We start from the raw sequence: 17,314 nt of genomic DNA, 5'->3' as shown, positions 1-17,314 counted from the left end.
CCTTATCTAATGTTCAAAATTCGTGCGTTACGCTAACGCTAACACACCCTACTGGACTGTTTCAGTGCGATCTTGTCGGGTGCGTTAATGAAATGTAACGCACCTTATCTAATGTTCAAAATTCGTGCGTTACGCTGACGCTAACACACCCTACTGGACTGTTTGAGCTAATTTGGTGTATTAGAAAAATGCTATAAATTCTATAATCTAAGACTTTAAGCCGAAATCTATCGCCCTATTTTAGCTGAAACAATCCACTATATTTGATACATTTATATTGCTTAATCATCCCAAAAACCTTCAGGCTTGGCTATACGTTCACCACTACCCCAATCCTGGGGATAAATTCCTTGAGCGATAAACCGATGGATACTGGAATATTGCCAATCTTGAGGATTTTCACAGAAACCATGCCGCACTGGATTGTCATGAATATAATCGCAATGTGTTGCAAAATCTTGTTCATCTCGGATTAAATGCTCCCAAAATCGGCGTTGCCAAAGATTCCCTTCTCCTCGTTTTTGCCGCGATCGAGAAACTTCACGATTAACCCCCAATGCCTGCCCATAATGCTTTGTGACATAAGTTTTGATTAATCGTAACCTTACCGAAAAATCTTGATCATCATCTGGTAACGTCCATAAACAATGAAAATGATCAGGTAATAGAACAAAAGCATCAATCACAAAAGGATATTTCACCCTAACCTTTTCGATTCCTTGCCTAAGCGCTTTTCTAGCCACATCACAACAAAGCCAAGGCTCTCTCTGATAAGTGACTTGAGTAATAAAGAAAGTCCCTCCAAATACATGAGGTCTTCGATAATTAGACATTTGGATCGTAGAGTGTATTAATGAAATGTACAACTTGAATGATAATCAACAAATTCGTGCGTTACTGGACAGTGCGATGCCGAAGGCACTGCATAGCAGATCGCCGATCTGGTAGGGTGCGTTAATGAAATGTAACGCACCTTATCTAATGTTCAAAATTCGTGCGTTACGCTGACGCTAACACACCCTACTGGACTGTTTCAGCCGTAGGGTGCGTTCCCTAATGCAGGATTTTGGGGAACGCACCATGCACATTGATTGAAGCTGTGAGGTTAGGTGCGGTGCTGCTCTTGTGGGCCCAGTTGAGGAATGTTAGCGAAGATTGCCAATGTTGAGGTTAAAATAGAGGGGCAAAAGTTGCCACAGGGTCGCTTCAATGACAGTTCGACAACCCCGCTACAGCAAAGAAGAATTTGCCCGACGTGGACACGAAGTCTACGAGTCTCAGGTACGCTCCCAAATCGAGGAAGGGAATCATGGGAAGATTGTAGCAATAGACATCGAAACAGGGGCTTTTGAAGTGGCTGACGACAGCCTAACAGCTGCTAAACAACTGTTAATACGTTTTCCTGATGCACAAATATTTGGTATTCGCATTGGACATCGTGCCGTCCATCGTTTTGGCTTTCGTTCCCCCAGTGTGTCATCATGATGATGGGGAGCGTCAATTCGCACCGAGAAGCAATTATTCAATTCGTAGTGCTAGGCGAAAATCACCAGAGGCAAGCGATTAAAGCAGTTATTGACACTGGTTACACTGGATTTCTCACGTTGCCTTCTGCTATCATTACAACACTAGGATTAACGTGGTATATGCAAGAAGAGGGAATCTTGGGCGATGGAAGCCTCTGTATGTTTAACGTATTTGAGGCAACTGTGATCTGGGATGGTCAGATCAAATCTATTGAAATCAATGAGTCAGAGACAGATCCATTAGTTGGTATGGGTTTACTTGATGGCTATGAGTTGAATATTCAGGGTTTTGCTGGGGGATTAGTGACAATTAAACCTTTGTCATAGTCTCTAGTTAGAAAAATGTCTAACAAATCACTGCACCCGACCTATGATTAGACTACTTATACCAAATTTCTAAATTCCTGACAGTGCGATGCCGAAGGCACTGCATAGCAGTACGCTATCGCTGTAGGGTGCGTTCCTTAATGCAAGTCCTACTGTTGTACCAATAGATTTTGGGGAACGCACCATGCACATTGATTGAAGCTGTGAGTCTAAGTGGGATGACGAAAGCACTGCCTAGCAGTTTGTAGGTTGGAAACGTGATTACCGCTACGCCGTTAATATACACGATCCAATTCTTGATACTACTCCAGATTCACCAGCCCAGGCTCCCTTGGGGCATCTACATTTTAATGGATGGCAAGTTAGAGGAACACTTCGTAGGGATTTTGATGCTTTTATGCTCAGGTTAGAGCAATGGAAAATATAAACGCTGTCCTATTATTTGTGATTTGAAGGGCGATCGGGTTAAACAAATGGCAAAACTCTATTCTAAAAAACCTCTAGCTGTGTGCCAAAATCTAGCGACGCTGACCTGGTGAATCGGTTCTTCAACACGATAAATAATACGATAGGGTCTAAGAATTAATTGACGGATGTTAACATCATTAAATTCTGGAACTACTCGACCTCGAAAAGGAAACAAACCTAACTCTTTAGTTTTATCGAGTAATCGTTGACCTAATTTTTTCGCTAATTCAGGATTCGTAATTGCGACATAGCGGACGATAGTTTCTAAATCACGAATAGCTTGGGGCGACAGAATTACTTTGTAGTCCATGATTCCATAATTTTTTCAACCGTTTCCACCGGCACACCCTTACCCAAGTCAATTGCTTCAAATCCCTCTTGAATAGCCGCAATAAACCTGACTTGCTCAGCTATCTCTATCAAAGAAATGTCCTCAGGGAGACGTTTAACAAGCTCAATAACTGCTTCTTTATTACTCATGGCTTAAGCCTCTGGAGTCGAATAACAGACATTTTAACATACATACACAAGGTGATCATCCGAATTTTTGAGAAACAATACTAAGGGCGATAGCTTACTGGAAAAACCCTGCGCTACTATTAGAACTAGAGGCGATCATTTTGAGGGCGACTGAGCCACCCTATAATGTTCAAATTCATGCTGGAGTCCTAACCCATGCAAGCGAAACTTTCAGAGCAAATCTCGTCCACTGATGCAGAAATTATTTTAAGACGCTTACCAGACTGGATTCAGGATGCTTTGATTGCTCGCGCTACTGAAATTGATTATCCCGTTGAAGCGATTATTGAGATGGCAATCGCCAGTTTTTTAGACACAGAGGCATTAAGTTTTGCCGACTGTAAGCCAGGGCGAGGTCAATAAGTGCGATGGCTACCGCTGTAGGGTGCGTTCCCTAATGCAGGATTTTTGGGAACGCACCCTGCTCATTGATTGAAGTCGTTAGACCGCTTCAATTTTAGGGTAATAGTTGCTAAGGTTCGCTAACCTCACCGGTGAAGCCACCTAGGGAGAGGTTTTTGAGCGCTAAAAAATTCTTTCTTCTCCATAAAAACGATAAAATCTCTATTCTGGAAGCATAAATAGACTTCAGGCAGATTTAAAGGCACATTTAAGCGGTATAAATCAAATATTTTCAGTTTTTTCAGCTAATCAAGCCATTAATGGCTTGATTTATTTGCATATAACCGAACTAAGACAGTATAATTTTTTCTTCAATGTATTGAAATTGTTTTTTATTTCATATAAAATACAATCTCAGAGAAAATACCTAGCAATCTCCCATAAATAAACAAAGGAGCCGATGACATCGTGATCCCTGATCCTAGATCCTCAAAACCGAAAACCCTCTTACCCTTTATTTCTCTAGCTACGGCTGCCGTCGTCACAACGGGAATCGGACTAACTTTTAGTCCCCTATCGGCATCGAGTAAGCTGCTGGCAGCTGCGGATAAACAGCAAGCTAAACAACAAACCGTGGAAATCACCCTGGTTTCCTACGCGGTGACTCAATCGGCCTACTCAAAAATTATTCCTCTATTCGTCAACAAATGGAAAAGAGAGAAAAAACAGGATGTGGTGATTAAACAGAGTTATGGTGGCTCTGGTTCCCAAACCCGCGCTGTTATCGACGGATTAGATGCAGATGTGGTAAATTTGGCCATCGGTTCCGATGTGGAACGCTTGCAAAAAGCGGGTTTAGTTAACCCCGGTTGGCAGAAAGAACTCCCCAATAACGCCATCGCCACTCGTTCCGTGGTAGCTTTAGTTACTCGTCAGGGCAATCCCAAAGGAATCCGCAACTGGCCGGATCTAGCCAAATCGGGGATTAAAGTCATCACTGCCAACCCGAAAACCTCTGGGGTGGCCCGGTGGAATTTTCTGGCCCTGTGGGGATCGGTAACTCGGACCGGCGGCAATGAAGCACAAGCGACCAATTTCGTCCGCAATGTCTATAAAAACGTGCCTGTACTACCCAAAGATGCCCGGGAAGCCAGCGATGTCTTCTTTAAACAGGATCAGGGGGATGTGCTGCTTAACTACGAAAACGAAGTGATTCTGGCCCGTCAAAAAGGAGAAACGGGTTTTTCCTATACTATTCCTCCGGTCAATGTTTCGATCGATCCGCCCGTGGCCGTAGTGGATAAAATAGTTGATAAACGCAAAACCCGGGAAGTAGCGACAGCTTTTGCCCAATTTCTCTTTACTCCGGAAGCGCAGCGGGAATTCGCCAAGGTGGGTTTCCGTCCCGTTAATGCTAATGTGGCTAAAGAGTTTAGTAAACAATACCCAAAAGTGTCGAATCTGTTCCCCTATACGGCGGTTGGTAGTTGGGATGCGATCCAGAAAAAATTCTTCGCTGATGGGGCGATTTTTGACCAAATTCAGCGTTAATTAGTAGTAGGCCGTCAGCCGTTAGCTAGATAGCAGAGATAGTTGATCGCTGACGGCAAAAAAACAGGCTCTCTTGGAGTTATGGTGATAAGCAAATCTTATCGAAGAAAGGACGTACGCCATACTCGAAGAAAGGGCGTACGCTATACGCCCCTACCAATCACACCACGCGCGGCGGTAGGGGCGCAACGCTTGCGCCCATAATGTGACATAGTGAACATTTTTTACCCAATGTCCAAGAGAGCAAAAAAAACAAAGCTAATAGTTAGTAACTAAAAAAAAGATGTATCTACTTGACAAAATCAAAAACGGAAGCTTGGTATTGATCGGTTACTTATTATCGCCCCTATGTTGGTGGAACGATCTAATTTTTAATCTGCCGATCGCCTACGGTTTCGGTCGTTTAATTGCTTGCTTGCACGCCGATTTTTTTCTACCAGCGGCCATGGTTGGTTATTGGTTATCTAATCTTGTGGGAATTCTGCTAATGCAATTCGGGACGAAAGAATTAATCGGTGGAGAGAAAGAAGAACGCAATTGGCAAAAAGAATTAAGAAATGGATTACTTTCCTCGACAGTTTACACTTTAGTTATTCTGGGCCTAATTCATTTTCAGGTATTAGAAATGCCCCTGTTATCCTCGATCGCCACTTTTTCCCCGTGATTCCCAAAACTTACTTAAACAATAGCTTAATTTTCTTAGCCATCTTGTTAACATCGCTAACTTTTACGGATTTAGCGATCGCTATTCGCCAGCAGCCGCAAGGATTTGCGTGGGAAAAATCCCTGATGCTATCTATTCATCAAACTGCTAATTTAAACCTAAATTTTTTGGCGATAAAACTAACGGGATTAGGCACTTATTGGGGAGTGGCCCCGATACTAACAATTTTACTGCTGATTTTTGCCCTAAAAAAATACTGGTATGGGTTCGCTTATCTCCTTGTGACCATGGCGGGAGGTTGGGCAATTAGTTATAATCTCAAGATTCTTTTTCATCGAAACCGCCCGCAATTTTGGCAGTTATTTTATCCCTTACCCCACGATTTTTCCTTCCCTAGCGGCCATGCTTTATTTAGTTCCCTGTTAGTCGTTTCTTTACTGATCCTATCTTGGAGAAAGCGCTGGTTTTTAGGGGTAGTTTTACTGGGGATTCCCTTCCTCTTGGTTATTGCTTGGACCCGTCTTTATTTAGGAGTTCACTTTCCTAGTGATATCCTTGCTTCTTGGCTTTTAGCGCTCGCTTTGTCCCTCCTAGTTCATATCTGGTGGCAACAGTTATTAAAGACACCCAAGGCGATCAGGAAATAAGTAGAAATTAATCATTAGGGTTGGCTGAATATCAGTGAAAGCTTTGCTAGAAAATGGTTTAGGGACTTTTGTTTTCAAGAAAAGTGCCAAAGACAAACGTTGATAAATCGATCCGAGGGACTCAAAACCCTTGCACTTTCCGGAGGCGATTGCAAAGGGTTACGCTTCTCAGTGTGCGAGGTTATTCTGTTATTCTGACTTCCCCTCCTGACTACTGACTACTGGCTCCTCACCCCACCAACAAACTTTTTTAGCAAACCCTAATTAGTTGACCGACTTGCTGCCCAAGAAAAATATCACGTTATACCTAAATTTTTGGAGAAAGCTAATCAAAGCCCTATAGTAATTATCGTTTGATATTCGTCGCTGACACTGAATCATGAAATCAAAACTGCCACGAGGGAAGGGTCTCTCCCTGGGACGGTTTCAAAGCCGTCCCCTTGCTTTTTTCACTTTAGTTCTCCTCTGCATTTTAACCTTTACCTTAGCCCCGTCATCGCCCCTGATGGCCACGTCTAAATCTGAGACTAAGATAGACTTTGTATCGCCGGTTTGGGTAGCACAAAATCTCAACGATCCGAAGTTAAAAATTCTCGATGTGCGGATTAACCCTTTGGAATATATCACCGGTCATTTACCGAAAGCGGTGAATATAGCCGACAATAATTTTCGTGGTCCAAACGGATTTTTGCCGGTTCAATATTGGCAAGAGGATAAAATTGGCAGTCTCTTTGCCGCCGCGGGAATCACTAATGGCGATCGAGTGGTAGTATATTCCGATGGTCGCGATGTCTTGGGGGCAACCATGGTCGCCTATTTATTGGAGCGATCGGGTTTCCGAGATGTTGCCGTCTTAGATGGGGGTTTTAAGGGTTATAAGGCTTCTGAACAAAAGGTAACGAAAGAATTCCCTAAATATCAACCAGGGAGCTTTACTGTCCGTGATAATCCCTCGATTCGGGTAAATTTAGCAGAAGTAGAGAAATTGATCGGCAAATCGGATGTGGTTTTTATCGATCCTAGACCGGAAGAACTTTTTCAGGGGAAACAGGATATCTGGCTGAGAAATGGTCATATTCCGGGGGCGAAAAATATACCCTGGCCGACTTTTACGGAAGCGAATAATCCGGATGAATCCCTGAAAAATCCTCATAAATTGAAATCTTTAGACGAAATCAGGAAGATTCTTGCCCAACGCAACATCAAGCCCTCCGATAATATTATTGTCAGTTGCAGTACGGGACGGGAAGCGACTTTACAGTATGTTGTCCTCAAACATCTGCTCGGTTATCCCAAGGTGCGAATTTATGAGGGTTCTTGGACAGAGTACAGTACCACAGATCTGCCCGTCGCTACCGGGCCAGAAAAAGCAGTCTAAAGTCAAGTTTGTCGGTTTATACTCGTTGTGTTTAACCATCTTACCCAAGATGGTTTTTTTGTTGGGGTAGGTTCCCGACGACGACTAAGTGAGGGTTTGCTGAATAAATCTAAAAATCTTGTTGGATAAGGTTTTTAGACTTTTTTTCTCTCAAAAATTGCCGACCATTGGAGTGATTGGGGGGAAAATTCCGGGGCTTTTTCCCTGAAAATTAGGTAGTTGACCACCTGAAAATCGATAAAACCCCACTTCCCCACACCCCACACCCCACACCCCACACCCCACACCCCACACCCCACACCCTGCCACCACCGAAAAACTTTTTCAGCAAGCCCTAAGTTAGACGGACGCAAAAAAACCTCGGCGCTCATCCCGAGGTGAATTTAGGAGATATGAGCTTATGTTGACGTAAATTAGCTAAGGGCGTTGATCACATAATCAATGTAGGAATTAGCTTCTACAGCAGCATCCCCAGTTAATCCGTGATTGGTTTTGATGTATTTTAAGGCTTCGATATACCAACTAGGAGATAGCTCAAAGGCGCTATTAATTTCACTCAAACCGGCGACTAGATATTCATCGATCGGGCCTGTACCCCCTACCACGAGGGCATAGGTGATAATTCGGATATAGTAGCCGATATCACGAACGCACTTGGATTTCCCTCGCTCATCGTAGGCATAGTTCGGCCCCTGGAGTTGGGTGGTGTAGGGAAATTTTTGATAGACAGCGTTGGCTGCTTCTTGGGCTAAACTGGGGGCTTTTTGGGCGAGGATTTTTACCGCTTCTAGGGTGATGGCGGCCTGACGGAAACGACCGAACGCTACTTGTAATTCAGCACTGCTGAGAAAACGGCCTTGGGAATCGGCAGTAGCCACCGCTTCGGTTAAAGGTGTCTTGGTCATCGATGGGATTGCTCCTACAAAAGTTTAATCGGATTTAGATAAGAAGGTCACAGCATCAGGAAACTGCCGCCGCCGCTCGATCGAAGTAAGAAGCGACTTCTGCTAGTAAAGAACTGCAATCCCCGCGAGTGATCCCGTTGGGATCGGCCGCTAGGGCAAGGGAAGCGTCTTTGAGCTTGAGAATTCCGGCCGCAACAGAAGCTCCCGGAACTCCCAGGGCGACGTAGGTTTCCCGGAGACCGTTCAAGGCGCGATCATCGAGGATGCTGGCATCGCCGGTGAAGGTGGCATAGGTAACGTAGCGCAGGATAATTTCCAAATCCCGCAAGCAGGCGGCGGCACGACGGTTTGTATAGGCGTTGCCACCGGGGGCAACTAAAACGGGCTGTTCTGAAAACAAACTACGCGCGGCATCGGTAACGATCGCAGAAGAATTACTGGAAAGACGATTGACCACATCCACGCGTTTATTACCATCTTTGACGAAGGCAATTAGGGCATTGACTTGATTCTCGCTCAGGTATTCCCCCCGGGTATCGGCCTGAGAAACGACTTTGGCAAAGGCATCTAACACCATAGTTTTCATCTCCTATAATGATGATTGGTTTCGGCAAAATATCGAGGTGAATTTTCTGGCTTTTCTTTATTTTTTCCGATAAAGTATCTAGGAGTTTTTTTCTTGGGACTATACTATCGTCCTTGAAAAAAATTTACTCTCCCTTGGCCAGATTTTTTTGTATATCGAGGAACAATTCTTGTTAATTGAATTTAGCCTTGATAGGCACTTCCAGACATACTTCGTTTTTGCCATGAATTATTTTATAGACCATTTTCCTACTTTTATTTATTAAAAATTGTTTCTTAAAAAAACAGCAAAAAAATAATTTTTTAGGATAAATCTCAGAAAACTTTCTTAAATGTGTAACCCGATACTAAGAAAAAGTATCGCTCTTTTCATCTCTCTAATAATTCCTTTAAGTTGTTTAAACAAATGTGCTTTTATATACCAATAATAATTAACTAAATTAAGAGAAATTTCCCAGGACAATTTTACCGATTGTGCTTCGATATACAAAAAAAGTGGCAAGGCAAAAAAATCGACAGGGATTATCCCCGCCGACGTTGTGATCAGAGGTGCCAACACCAGCATTTTGCAGTGTACTCTGACTTAAAAAGTATTGTAAAACATCTTAAATACATATATAATCAAAAATAGCCAACAAATACAAAGCAAGTGGGATTATGCCGATCGCAAGAGACATCACCCAATTGGTAGGACGGACACCCCTAGTCCAACTGAATCGAATCCCAGTAGCAGAGGGAGTAAAAGCCCGCATCGTCGTCAAACTGGAAAGTATGAACCCCGCCGCCTCGGTTAAGGATCGCATTGGGGTCAGTATGGTGGAGGACGCTGAAGCCGCCGGACTAATTCACCCCGATAAAACAATTCTGGTGGAACCCACTTCCGGTAATACCGGCATCGCCCTGGCCATGGTAGCGGCGGCCAAAGGCTATCGCTTAGTCCTGACTATGCCCGAAACCATGAGTTTAGAACGACGGGCGATGTTAAAAGCCTACGGGGCGCAATTAGAGTTAACCCCGGGTAGCCAAGGCATGAAAGGAGCGATCGCCCGGGCTGAGGAAATAGTCGAAAATACCCCCAACGCCTATAGTTTGCAACAGTTCCGCAACCCGGCCAACCCGAAAATTCACCGGGAAACCACCGCCGAGGAAATCTGGGCCGATACCGACGGCCTGGTAGATATCGTTATTGGTGGCGTGGGAACCGGGGGAACCATTACCGGTATTGCCGAAACCATTAAACCCCGTCGTCCCCAATTTCAAGCGATCGCAGTTGAACCCTCTAATAGTCCCGTCTTATCGGGGGGACAACCAGGGCCGCACAAAATCCAAGGCATCGGCGCCGGTTTTATCCCGGCAATTTTCCGACCGGAATTGATCGATGAGGTGATTATCGTCGATGATACAGAGGCTTTCGCCTACGCGCGACGGTTAGCTCGTCAGGAGGGACTACTATCGGGCATCTCGGCCGGGGCGGCTTTATGGGCGGCGATTCAGGTGGGCAAAAGACCCGAAAACGAAGATAAATTAATCGTCATGATTCAGCCTAGTTTCGGGGAACGTTACCTCAGCACGGCCCTGTTTAAAGACCTCGAAGATATCGACTAATAGGAAAATAAATTGATGGAATTTGCAACGAGGGCGATTCATGGGGGGCAAGAACCAGACTCTAGCCATGGTGCGGTAACGGTTCCCATTGATCTCACTTCCACCTATAACACCGGCTTTACTACGATTATCGATCGGGATCGAGAATAGAAACGATTTAAAGCGGGAGATGGAAAGGGCTTTGATTGGTTAGGCGAAGTTTTTATCTCATTTGATGGGTTAAACAATGTTTTTTGACTCGGAAGATTGGCAAACGATTATTTTTCGGCTCAGTATGGCTATGGCCGTCGGCTGTCTGATTGGTTATAACCGACAGCGAGGCGGTCGTCCGGCTGGATTGAGAACTTTTATCATCGTTAGTCTCGGGGCTGCCATGTTCGTGATGATTCCCCTACAAGCGGAAGGAGATGTGGGTTATGCGTCTTCTAATGCTCTCAGTCGCACTATTCAAGGGGTCGCTTCTGGTGTCGGTTTTTTAGGGGCGGGAATCATCCTACAACAATCCCATCGGGAACTAAATAAGGTACAAGTGAAAGGTTTGACTTCGGCGGCGACTATCTGGTTAGCGGCAGGATTAGGCGCGGCTTCTGGTTGCGGTTTATGGCAGATGGTTCTGGTGGGAACTCTATTCTCTCTGTGCACTTTAAGTGGCATTAAACGACTTAAGAAAAATAAATCTTTAGGCAAATATATTAAAGGTCGTAAGAAAATATCTACGATTAATCAAGAAATAAATCCATCGGATAATTCAGCATCTCATTAATAAAAAAAGTGATAAAAATTAATTTTTCTTGAGAGGGCAAAAGCTTTTATTTACTGGCTTTTACCTCGAAAAGATTATGTTTTTTCTGCAATTTATTGGTCAAAAAAATATAATAAATTTTTCATAAAATTTATTATAAACAAATACAAAACAAAAATTTTATGTGATAATATTTAGACAGAGTAACCACTTTTCTAAACAGGAGAAAATTCAACTATGATCAACCGAAATAAGAGCTTTCAAAGCCTCAAAAATCAAGTTTTCCGGCTGCTGATTTTCCTCTTAACTGTCACTTTGCTCCTAGGGGGAAGAGGAAATGCGATCGCCTTGCCGCTACTCCCCGAACAGTTGGCCGTCATCGACCGTGCCACGGCAACGGGTGGCACTGTGGTGGAACCAGTCAAGAAAAAAAATGAGGTTTCTAGCCCAAAAATTCTGGAAGATGCCCAAATTGCCTATGAAAAAGCCATCCAAGCGACAAAATCGGCTATCGATGACCTAAAGGCTCAACTAGCCGCTCCTTCTCTCGACAAGAAGATTATCGAAGCTCAACAGGACAACCTAGAGGACTTAGCGGATAATATTGACGATCTAGGGGAAAAAGTGAGTAAATTGACGAAAAAATTGACCAAATCTGGGGCTAAACTCAGTGAAACCCTGCAAAACAACCTTATTACCCTAGAAAATAGCCTCGTTAATACCTCCGAGACGATCGATATCTTAGCCGACGACACCGAACGACTCAAAGACAATGCTTCCCCTTTCCTGAAAACTCGCGTGGAAAAGACCATCGACGCGGTTAAACAGACTCTACAGGAAAGCGATCGAGCTTGGCAAGAACTGATCTCCTCGGCCACGACGGAACTGGAGAAGACTAACACCCCGAAATAAATAGGGCTTACAAGGGCATACAATCGGTCTTTTTTGGGGTAATTATCGTTTTTACCCCAAAATTATCAAATCCGATCCCTAATAGCTGTCTCCCGTCTCCTGTCTCCTGTCTCCTGTCTCCTGTCTCGACTAGGAAATTAATTTTGCACGACTACTTACCAATCATGACGCTTACCTATCAACCACCAACCCCCCATCGCTGGCACTTTGATAATCGGGCGATTTTGCCCCTCAGAAACCCTAATTTCTGGAAAATCGAGAGTGGAGTCGTGAAAACCTCCACCTGGTTAGAAGATGGAACCCTGATCGTCTTGGGATTGTGGGGACCTGGCAATTTTGTTGGCAAAACCCTAGAGAGAGTCAATCCCTATCAAGTTGAGTGCATCACTCCTGTACAAGCAGTTTCCTTTTCCACAGTTGAGAGTTATCAAATGGCAGAAATTCTGCTGTCTCATCTTCAGCAAGCACAAGAACTAAGTATTATTCGTAGCTACAAACGTACTGATGTTATGGTTGTGAAATTACTGTCATGGTTAGGCAATCAATTTGGTAAACAAACCGGTACCGGACAATTAATTGATGTGCGTCTAACTCATCAGGATATCGCTGACTTATTAGGAACCACTAGAGTCACAATTACCCGCGCACTTAATCATCTTGAACAACAAGGGGCCGTGGAACGTCTTCCCGTCCATCGTCTTCTTTTACGAGAGGAGGAAATCTGGCACTACGAGATTTAGAATGGGAAGGATTATCTCTTTTTTCAATCTATGAATTGGTTAGTAGCCCTTTTAATTACTAGCGTGACGAGTTTTGTAGCCACAAATCTCGATGATCTGATGGTGCTAATGTTGTTTTTCTCGCGACTTAATGCTAATTTTCGACCTCGACACCTGATTATTGGTCAATACCTCGGTTTTACCCTCATTCTCCTAGCTAGTTCCCTCGGTTTACTATTTGGGTTACTGGTTTCTAAAGAATGGATTGGTCTATTAGGATTTATTCCTTTGATTATCGGCATTAAACAACTTTTGTCAAGGGAAAATGAGGATTACATTCAAGAAGTAAGAGAAGATGTTAATTATTCTAAAAATCGCTCCTTTGTTCCTCGTTTTCCCTCCCAAACCTATTACATCGCTGCCGTGACCGTGGCTAACGGCGGTGATAATATTGGTATCTATACCTCTCTTTTTGCCAATAATTCCCCGATGCACGTCTTAATTATCATGATAATTTTTTATCTCATGATGGGGATTTGGTGCGCCCTAGCCTATTTTTTGATTACCCATCCCAGGATAGCTAAAGTGGTTACAAACTACGGACATAAAATTAGTCCTTTTATCTATATTATTCTAGGTATTTATATCTTAATTGACAGCAAATCCTATCGTTTATTTTTAACCTATTAACCAAGAATGCCTAAAAAATTATCTTTCAGCTAGACTAACTAATACTAAATCCTCTTTAAAAGTTATCTATGAGCTACATTGACCGGAATCAATTTTCTGCAACTTTCGACATCGCCATTATCGGGGGAGGATTTAGTGGTTCCCTCGTGACGGCGAACCTGTTACGCGACACGGGGACTCCATTATCGATCGCCCTGATCGAGCGCCGAAAACCCCTCGGTACGGGGATCGCCTACGGAACGCGAGACAGCGGCCACCTGCTCAATATTCCTGCGGGCAAAATGAGCGCCTTCGAGGACGATCCCGAACATTTCCTCCACTGGTTAGCGGATAACGGCTATCGATCGATCGATCCGGCCAGCTTCGTACCGCGTCTAGTGTACGGCAAATACATCCGCTCGATCCTAGAAGAAGCGCGCGACAACGCCATTGCCGATCACCGTCTGGAAACGTTTACCGATGCGGCGATCGATCTGGCACTCGACGGGGAAAAGGCGACGATTACCCTCAAAGGAGGCAAGAAAATCAGCGCCGCTAAAGTAGTTCTGGCGCTGGGCAATTTTCCCGCAACGGTTCCCCAACCCCTCGCGTCCCTCAATTCCCCCTATCTCCGCGACGCTTGGGAGACGGACACACTCGCCGAGCTAAAACCCGACGGGACGATTCTGCTCGTCGGTACGGGGTTAACGATGGTGGATATGGTGGTTTCCCTGGCACAAAGGGGATTCACGGGCAAAATCCACGCAGTTTCCCGTCATGGCCTGATCCCTCGATCGCACCGACCCACCGATCCCTATCCCCCGTTCCTCACCCTCGAAACCGCGCCCCGGACCACCCGGGGACTCCTAGGGCGGATTCGCGCGGAGGTAAAAACCGCCGAGAGTCAAGGTCACGACTGGCGCGCCGTTTTAAACGCCTTACGTCCGATATCTCAAGGTCTATGGCATTGTCTGCCGATAGGGGAACGCGCCAGATTTCTACGCCACCTGAAAGCCTATTGGGAGGTTCTTCGCCATCGCCTCGCCGACGAGATCGCCAGTATCCTCGATGAGGCTGTAGAATCGGGACAATTAACCTATCATGGGGGAAGAATTGAAACTGCCGAGGATAAAAACGGCTGTGTAGAGGTTACTATCCGTCAACGGGGAACGGGAAACCTCTTAAACCTAACCGTCGATCGAATTATTAACTGTACCGGCGCGGGTAACGATTACGCGACCATAACCGATCCCCTCGTCGTTCATCTTCGCCAACGGGGGTTAATCCGTCCCCATCCTTTGAATTGTGGCATCGAAACCGCGGACAACGGGGCGATTCTCAGGCCAGACGGTACGGCATCGAACACGCTGTACGCCTTGGGAAATCCCCGCAAAGGCGATCTCTGGGAAACCACCGCCATTCCCGAACTGCGTTTACAGGCGGCCGAACTGGCCCGGGATTTGTTGCGATCGCTGAAAGAGAGAATTTCTCTCCCCGCGGCCTACTCGATCGCATTCGGGCCGGCAGCGCCGATTTTCCGCCAGCTTTTCGATAGGGAATCGAGTACCTACACCTATCTGATCGCTGATTCGGGTACGGGGGAGGCGATTTTAATCGATCCGGTCCTCGAACAGGTCGATCGCGATCGGCAGATTCTTTGGCAGTTGGGGTTAACTCTACGCCAAACCATGGAAACCCATGTCCACGCCGACCATATCACCGGAGCGCACCGCTTACGGGAGTTAACCAACTGTTCGATCCTCGTTCCCGAAAACGCCGAAGTGAGCGATATCGATGGTTATGTGCGCGATGGCGACCTCTGGACCGTGGCAGGTCAGCAGCTAAAAGCGATCGCCACTCCGGGCCACACCGATAGTCATATAGCCTATCTCATCGATGAAAAACGCCTATTAACGGGGGATGCACTCTTAATTCGCGGTTGCGGTCGCACCGATTTTCAGAACGGTTCGCCGGAAGTACTATACAGGACGGTAACGGAGAAGTTATTCACCCTCCCCGACGATACGCTTGTTTATCCCTGTCACGATTATCTGGGAAGAACGGTCTCCTCGATCGGTGAGGAAAAGCGCTGGAATCCCCGTTTCGCTGGCCGCAATCGTGAGGATTTTGTGGAGTTGATGAATAATCTCAATCTACCCTATCCCAAGAAGATGACCGCAGCCTTAAGTGCCAACGCGCGGGGTGGTAAGGTGGTTTTCGTCATGGATTATCAGATATAAACGGGCAAGCGATACTCAAAAGCCGCTCGATTTCTAGTGCTTCGCTCGGAATGTGACAGATCGTCCGTGGACTCATCGTCTATGTTCGGTCAGGATAGAGCTATGGACGAAAACAAGGCAAAAATTTTAAAAGCGTTGGGTTCGTTAGTAAGACAACACAGAGAAAATCTAGGTATTTCCCAAGAAGAACTAGCGACACGCTCGAATCTAGATAGAACATATATTTCTGGCATCGAGCGCGGGATTCGCAATCCTTCTGTAACCGCTCTTGTTAGTCTGGCGAACGGAATGAACCTCAATGTCTCCAATCTATTAGAAGGCTTGGAAAACAAAGTTAATCAAACCAATGGAAAAGATCGTACAACACGGACAACGTAGACACTCAAAAGCTTCCGAAAGTTACATAGATGTTACTTTTCGATATGATGACGGTACGATTTGGGAAGGCGCGATTCCAGTTGAGTATAGACGTACTGGCGTAGATCTGGCCGAATCTTCGGCAATCGAAGAATATCTTCAGCAAGCTTTTCTATACTGTCATCCGAGTAATTATCCGAAGTGGAGACAAGAACAAGAGGTCTTCTGGTTACAGAAAGAAGCGGAAGTAACAAAATCATTCTTTGATGTACTTATCACTTTTAAATGGACTTGTGTTGCTTGTCAATTACCCCCGAATCCGAATTGGGCTAGAAGGATTCAAGATTTAAAAGAAATGGGATATACGATCGCAACTCATACATCAAAAAAATGCCCGACTTGTGGTTCCAAGAAAACGCATATTATACTTGTTCCTCTACCTCGCGGGGGAATATCTGGATACGAAGTATGGTCGTCATCCCTACGAAAGAAAATCATTGATCTGCTCGGTGGTTATGATGCTTACGAGGGTAAGACTGTTGGGAAAGATAATCTGTTACCCGACCATAAATTTCCAGAAATTCGTTGGGGAAACGATACGAGACGAGATTCATTAGAGCATTTGGCCGATACGGAGATTCGAGAACAATTTCAACTTTTGACGAATCAGCGCAATTTACAGAAGCGTGAAGTCTGCCGTAAATGTTACCAAACAGGGGATCGGGGCTATCCCTTCGGTATCCAATACTATTATGAGGGTGATGAAAAATGGCCGGATACCATTCCAAAAAGTGGAAAAGCGGCGGAAGTAGGGTGTAGTGGCTGTGGATGGTATGATTTGCAGAAATGGAGAATTGCTCTCAACCGCAAGCTATCGGATTTAAATTAGAACTCTTGCAAATTAATTATATGTTATAATGATGGGTTAACTAATTTTCCCCAAAAAATTAGTTAATCAGTACATTTGTCCTGAATGAAAACTTGAAGTTTAACTTTTAACTCAAAACTCTTTAGATATGCTTTAATTTGGTTATCAAAACCTCTTTATTTAAGCGGCACAAACTATCTCAATTTTTATAATTGAGAATAAATTCTCCTTGACTTGATTAATCTTTAGGCAACTTTTAAGAAGCTGCTATACCTATCCCTAACTCACAG

At 44.8% G+C, this 17,314-nt stretch carries 21 protein-coding genes and 1 pseudogene; 17 read left to right on the top strand and 5 right to left on the bottom strand.

From position 1 onward, the window contains the following. Positions 1–281: 281 nt before the first annotated feature. A complete protein-coding gene (locus O9295_RS24900; protein WP_002759060.1) occupies positions 282–833 on the bottom strand; it encodes an REP-associated tyrosine transposase in 552 nt (183 codons plus the stop codon). A gap of 376 nt (positions 834–1,209) precedes the next feature. Between O9295_RS24900 and O9295_RS24895 the strand changes: the two genes are divergently transcribed. Both O9295_RS24895 and O9295_RS24890 read left to right on the top strand, forming a co-directional pair. Next, on the top strand, positions 1,210–1,485 hold the full coding sequence (locus tag O9295_RS24895; RefSeq protein ID WP_147070939.1) for a hypothetical protein: 276 nt from the start codon (positions 1,210–1,212) through the stop codon (positions 1,483–1,485). After that, positions 1,482–1,853, top strand: a complete 372-nt coding sequence (locus O9295_RS24890) for an aspartyl protease (RefSeq protein ID WP_052276032.1) — start codon at positions 1,482–1,484, stop codon at positions 1,851–1,853. Before O9295_RS24895 ends, O9295_RS24890 begins: the two co-directional genes overlap by 4 nt. 484 nt (positions 1,854–2,337) lie before the next feature. On the opposite strand, the gene O9295_RS24885 is transcribed toward O9295_RS24890, so the two are convergent. Both O9295_RS24885 and O9295_RS24880 read right to left on the bottom strand, forming a co-directional pair. After that, complete coding sequence (locus tag O9295_RS24885) at positions 2,338–2,631, bottom strand: type II toxin-antitoxin system RelE/ParE family toxin (protein ID WP_002799477.1); 294 nt, start codon at positions 2,629–2,631, stop codon at positions 2,338–2,340. Continuing rightward, positions 2,616–2,801: a hypothetical protein gene (locus O9295_RS24880; RefSeq protein WP_002799476.1), complete on the bottom strand. Its 186-nt coding sequence runs from the start codon at positions 2,799–2,801 to the stop codon at positions 2,616–2,618. The genes O9295_RS24885 and O9295_RS24880 overlap by 16 nt, the downstream gene beginning before the upstream one ends. A 195-nt stretch (positions 2,802–2,996) precedes the next feature. On the opposite strand from O9295_RS24880, the gene O9295_RS24875 reads away from it, so the two are divergent. The 5 genes from O9295_RS24875 to O9295_RS24855 all read left to right on the top strand — a co-directional run bounded on the left by O9295_RS24875 (position 2,997) and on the right by O9295_RS24855 (position 7,422). Further along, on the top strand, positions 2,997–3,203 hold the full coding sequence (locus O9295_RS24875; protein ID WP_147070942.1) for a hypothetical protein: 207 nt from the start codon (positions 2,997–2,999) through the stop codon (positions 3,201–3,203). A gap of 447 nt (positions 3,204–3,650) precedes the next feature. Beyond that, on the top strand, positions 3,651–4,733 hold the full coding sequence (locus O9295_RS24870) for a sulfate ABC transporter substrate-binding protein (RefSeq protein ID WP_103113273.1): 1,083 nt from the start codon (positions 3,651–3,653) through the stop codon (positions 4,731–4,733). A 283-nt stretch (positions 4,734–5,016) separates the two neighbouring features. Further along, positions 5,017–5,397 carry a DUF7980 family protein gene (locus tag O9295_RS24865; protein WP_147070946.1) on the top strand — a complete coding sequence of 127 codons (381 nt, stop codon included), beginning with the start codon at positions 5,017–5,019 and terminating at the stop codon, positions 5,395–5,397. Further along, the gene (locus O9295_RS24860) at positions 5,394–6,044 is read left to right on the top strand and encodes a phosphatase PAP2 family protein (RefSeq protein WP_288035971.1); all 651 of its coding nucleotides are present in this window, start codon (positions 5,394–5,396) and stop codon (positions 6,042–6,044) included. Before O9295_RS24865 ends, O9295_RS24860 begins: the two co-directional genes overlap by 4 nt. Before the next feature lie 379 nt (positions 6,045–6,423). After that, entirely contained in the window at positions 6,424–7,422 is a 999-nt protein-coding gene (locus O9295_RS24855) for a sulfurtransferase (protein ID WP_288035970.1), read from the top strand. Between the two features lie 413 nt (positions 7,423–7,835). Here O9295_RS24855 and cpcA read toward each other — a convergent pair whose 3' ends face one another. After that, complete coding sequence (gene cpcA / locus O9295_RS24850) at positions 7,836–8,327, bottom strand: C-phycocyanin subunit alpha (protein WP_002762687.1); 492 nt, start codon at positions 8,325–8,327, stop codon at positions 7,836–7,838. Positions 8,328–8,382: 55 nt separating this feature from the next. After that, positions 8,383–8,901 carry a C-phycocyanin subunit beta gene (gene cpcB / locus O9295_RS24845; RefSeq protein WP_002733930.1) on the bottom strand — a complete coding sequence of 173 codons (519 nt, stop codon included), beginning with the start codon at positions 8,899–8,901 and terminating at the stop codon, positions 8,383–8,385. 668 nt (positions 8,902–9,569) lie between these two features. Here cpcB and cysK point away from each other — a divergent pair. The 10 genes and pseudogenes from cysK to O9295_RS24795 all read left to right on the top strand — a co-directional run bounded on the left by cysK (position 9,570) and on the right by O9295_RS24795 (position 17,045). After that, positions 9,570–10,517: a cysteine synthase A gene (cysK, locus tag O9295_RS24840; protein ID WP_147070954.1), complete on the top strand. Its 948-nt coding sequence runs from the start codon at positions 9,570–9,572 to the stop codon at positions 10,515–10,517. 15 nt (positions 10,518–10,532) lie between these two features. After that, positions 10,533–10,667: a hypothetical protein gene (locus tag O9295_RS24835; RefSeq protein WP_277925583.1), complete on the top strand. Its 135-nt coding sequence runs from the start codon at positions 10,533–10,535 to the stop codon at positions 10,665–10,667. 76 nt (positions 10,668–10,743) lie between these two features. Next, positions 10,744–11,280, top strand: a complete 537-nt coding sequence (locus O9295_RS24830) for an MgtC/SapB family protein (RefSeq protein ID WP_002762685.1) — start codon at positions 10,744–10,746, stop codon at positions 11,278–11,280. 216 nt (positions 11,281–11,496) lie between these two features. Then, entirely contained in the window at positions 11,497–12,171 is a 675-nt protein-coding gene (locus O9295_RS24825; protein ID WP_288035969.1) for a hypothetical protein, read from the top strand. Positions 12,172–12,335: 164 nt separating this feature from the next. Beyond that, positions 12,336–12,911 carry a Crp/Fnr family transcriptional regulator gene (locus O9295_RS24820; protein ID WP_016516224.1) on the top strand — a complete coding sequence of 192 codons (576 nt, stop codon included), beginning with the start codon at positions 12,336–12,338 and terminating at the stop codon, positions 12,909–12,911. A gap of 30 nt (positions 12,912–12,941) precedes the next feature. Further along, entirely contained in the window at positions 12,942–13,580 is a 639-nt protein-coding gene (locus O9295_RS24815) for a cadmium resistance transporter (protein ID WP_288035968.1), read from the top strand. A gap of 68 nt (positions 13,581–13,648) precedes the next feature. Continuing rightward, positions 13,649–14,128 (top strand): annotated as a pseudogene (locus O9295_RS24810) (FAD/NAD(P)-binding protein); the annotation flags it as partial. A 963-nt stretch (positions 14,129–15,091) separates the two neighbouring features. Continuing rightward, a complete protein-coding gene (locus O9295_RS24805) occupies positions 15,092–15,799 on the top strand; it encodes an MBL fold metallo-hydrolase (RefSeq protein WP_288035973.1) in 708 nt (235 codons plus the stop codon). 102 nt (positions 15,800–15,901) lie between these two features. After that, positions 15,902–16,177 (top strand): helix-turn-helix domain-containing protein, encoded by a 276-nt coding sequence (locus tag O9295_RS24800; protein ID WP_052278399.1) that lies wholly within the window; start codon positions 15,902–15,904, stop codon positions 16,175–16,177. Further along, positions 16,146–17,045: a hypothetical protein gene (locus tag O9295_RS24795; protein WP_288035967.1), complete on the top strand. Its 900-nt coding sequence runs from the start codon at positions 16,146–16,148 to the stop codon at positions 17,043–17,045. Before O9295_RS24800 ends, O9295_RS24795 begins: the two co-directional genes overlap by 32 nt. The last annotated feature ends 269 nt before the right edge of the window (positions 17,046–17,314 follow it).

Origin of the sequence: Microcystis sp. LE18-22.4A, assembly GCF_027531105.1 — a bacterium.
GTDB classification, from domain to species: domain Bacteria; phylum Cyanobacteriota; class Cyanobacteriia; order Cyanobacteriales; family Microcystaceae; genus Microcystis; species Microcystis aeruginosa.
This window is presented reverse-complemented; position numbering and strand designations above follow the sequence as displayed.

What these genes read in the sequence shown, in the direction of transcription:
- O9295_RS24820 (WP_016516224.1), top strand. Translation starts at nt 12,336, where the DNA reads ATGACGCTTACCTATCAACCACCAACCCCCCATCGCTGGCACTTTGAT.
- O9295_RS24795 (WP_288035967.1), top strand. Translation starts at nt 16,146, where the DNA reads ATGGAAAAGATCGTACAACACGGACAACGTAGACACTCAAAAGCTTCC.
- O9295_RS24865 (WP_147070946.1), top strand. Translation starts at nt 5,017, where the DNA reads ATGTATCTACTTGACAAAATCAAAAACGGAAGCTTGGTATTGATCGGT.
- O9295_RS24800 (WP_052278399.1), top strand. Translation starts at nt 15,902, where the DNA reads ATGGACGAAAACAAGGCAAAAATTTTAAAAGCGTTGGGTTCGTTAGTA.
- O9295_RS24855 (WP_288035970.1), top strand. Translation starts at nt 6,424, where the DNA reads ATGAAATCAAAACTGCCACGAGGGAAGGGTCTCTCCCTGGGACGGTTT.
- O9295_RS24880 (WP_002799476.1), bottom strand. Translation starts at nt 2,801, where the DNA reads ATGAGTAATAAAGAAGCAGTTATTGAGCTTGTTAAACGTCTCCCTGAG.
- O9295_RS24895 (WP_147070939.1), top strand. Translation starts at nt 1,210, where the DNA reads ATGACAGTTCGACAACCCCGCTACAGCAAAGAAGAATTTGCCCGACGT.
- O9295_RS24900 (WP_002759060.1), bottom strand. Translation starts at nt 833, where the DNA reads ATGTCTAATTATCGAAGACCTCATGTATTTGGAGGGACTTTCTTTATT.
- O9295_RS24890 (WP_052276032.1), top strand. Translation starts at nt 1,482, where the DNA reads ATGATGATGGGGAGCGTCAATTCGCACCGAGAAGCAATTATTCAATTC.
- O9295_RS24825 (WP_288035969.1), top strand. Translation starts at nt 11,497, where the DNA reads ATGATCAACCGAAATAAGAGCTTTCAAAGCCTCAAAAATCAAGTTTTC.
- O9295_RS24830 (WP_002762685.1), top strand. Translation starts at nt 10,744, where the DNA reads ATGTTTTTTGACTCGGAAGATTGGCAAACGATTATTTTTCGGCTCAGT.
- O9295_RS24875 (WP_147070942.1), top strand. Translation starts at nt 2,997, where the DNA reads ATGCAAGCGAAACTTTCAGAGCAAATCTCGTCCACTGATGCAGAAATT.
- O9295_RS24835 (WP_277925583.1), top strand. Translation starts at nt 10,533, where the DNA reads ATGGAATTTGCAACGAGGGCGATTCATGGGGGGCAAGAACCAGACTCT.
- O9295_RS24815 (WP_288035968.1), top strand. Translation starts at nt 12,942, where the DNA reads ATGAATTGGTTAGTAGCCCTTTTAATTACTAGCGTGACGAGTTTTGTA.
- cpcA (WP_002762687.1), bottom strand. Translation starts at nt 8,327, where the DNA reads ATGACCAAGACACCTTTAACCGAAGCGGTGGCTACTGCCGATTCCCAA.
- cysK (WP_147070954.1), top strand. Translation starts at nt 9,570, where the DNA reads ATGCCGATCGCAAGAGACATCACCCAATTGGTAGGACGGACACCCCTA.
- O9295_RS24885 (WP_002799477.1), bottom strand. Translation starts at nt 2,631, where the DNA reads ATGGACTACAAAGTAATTCTGTCGCCCCAAGCTATTCGTGATTTAGAA.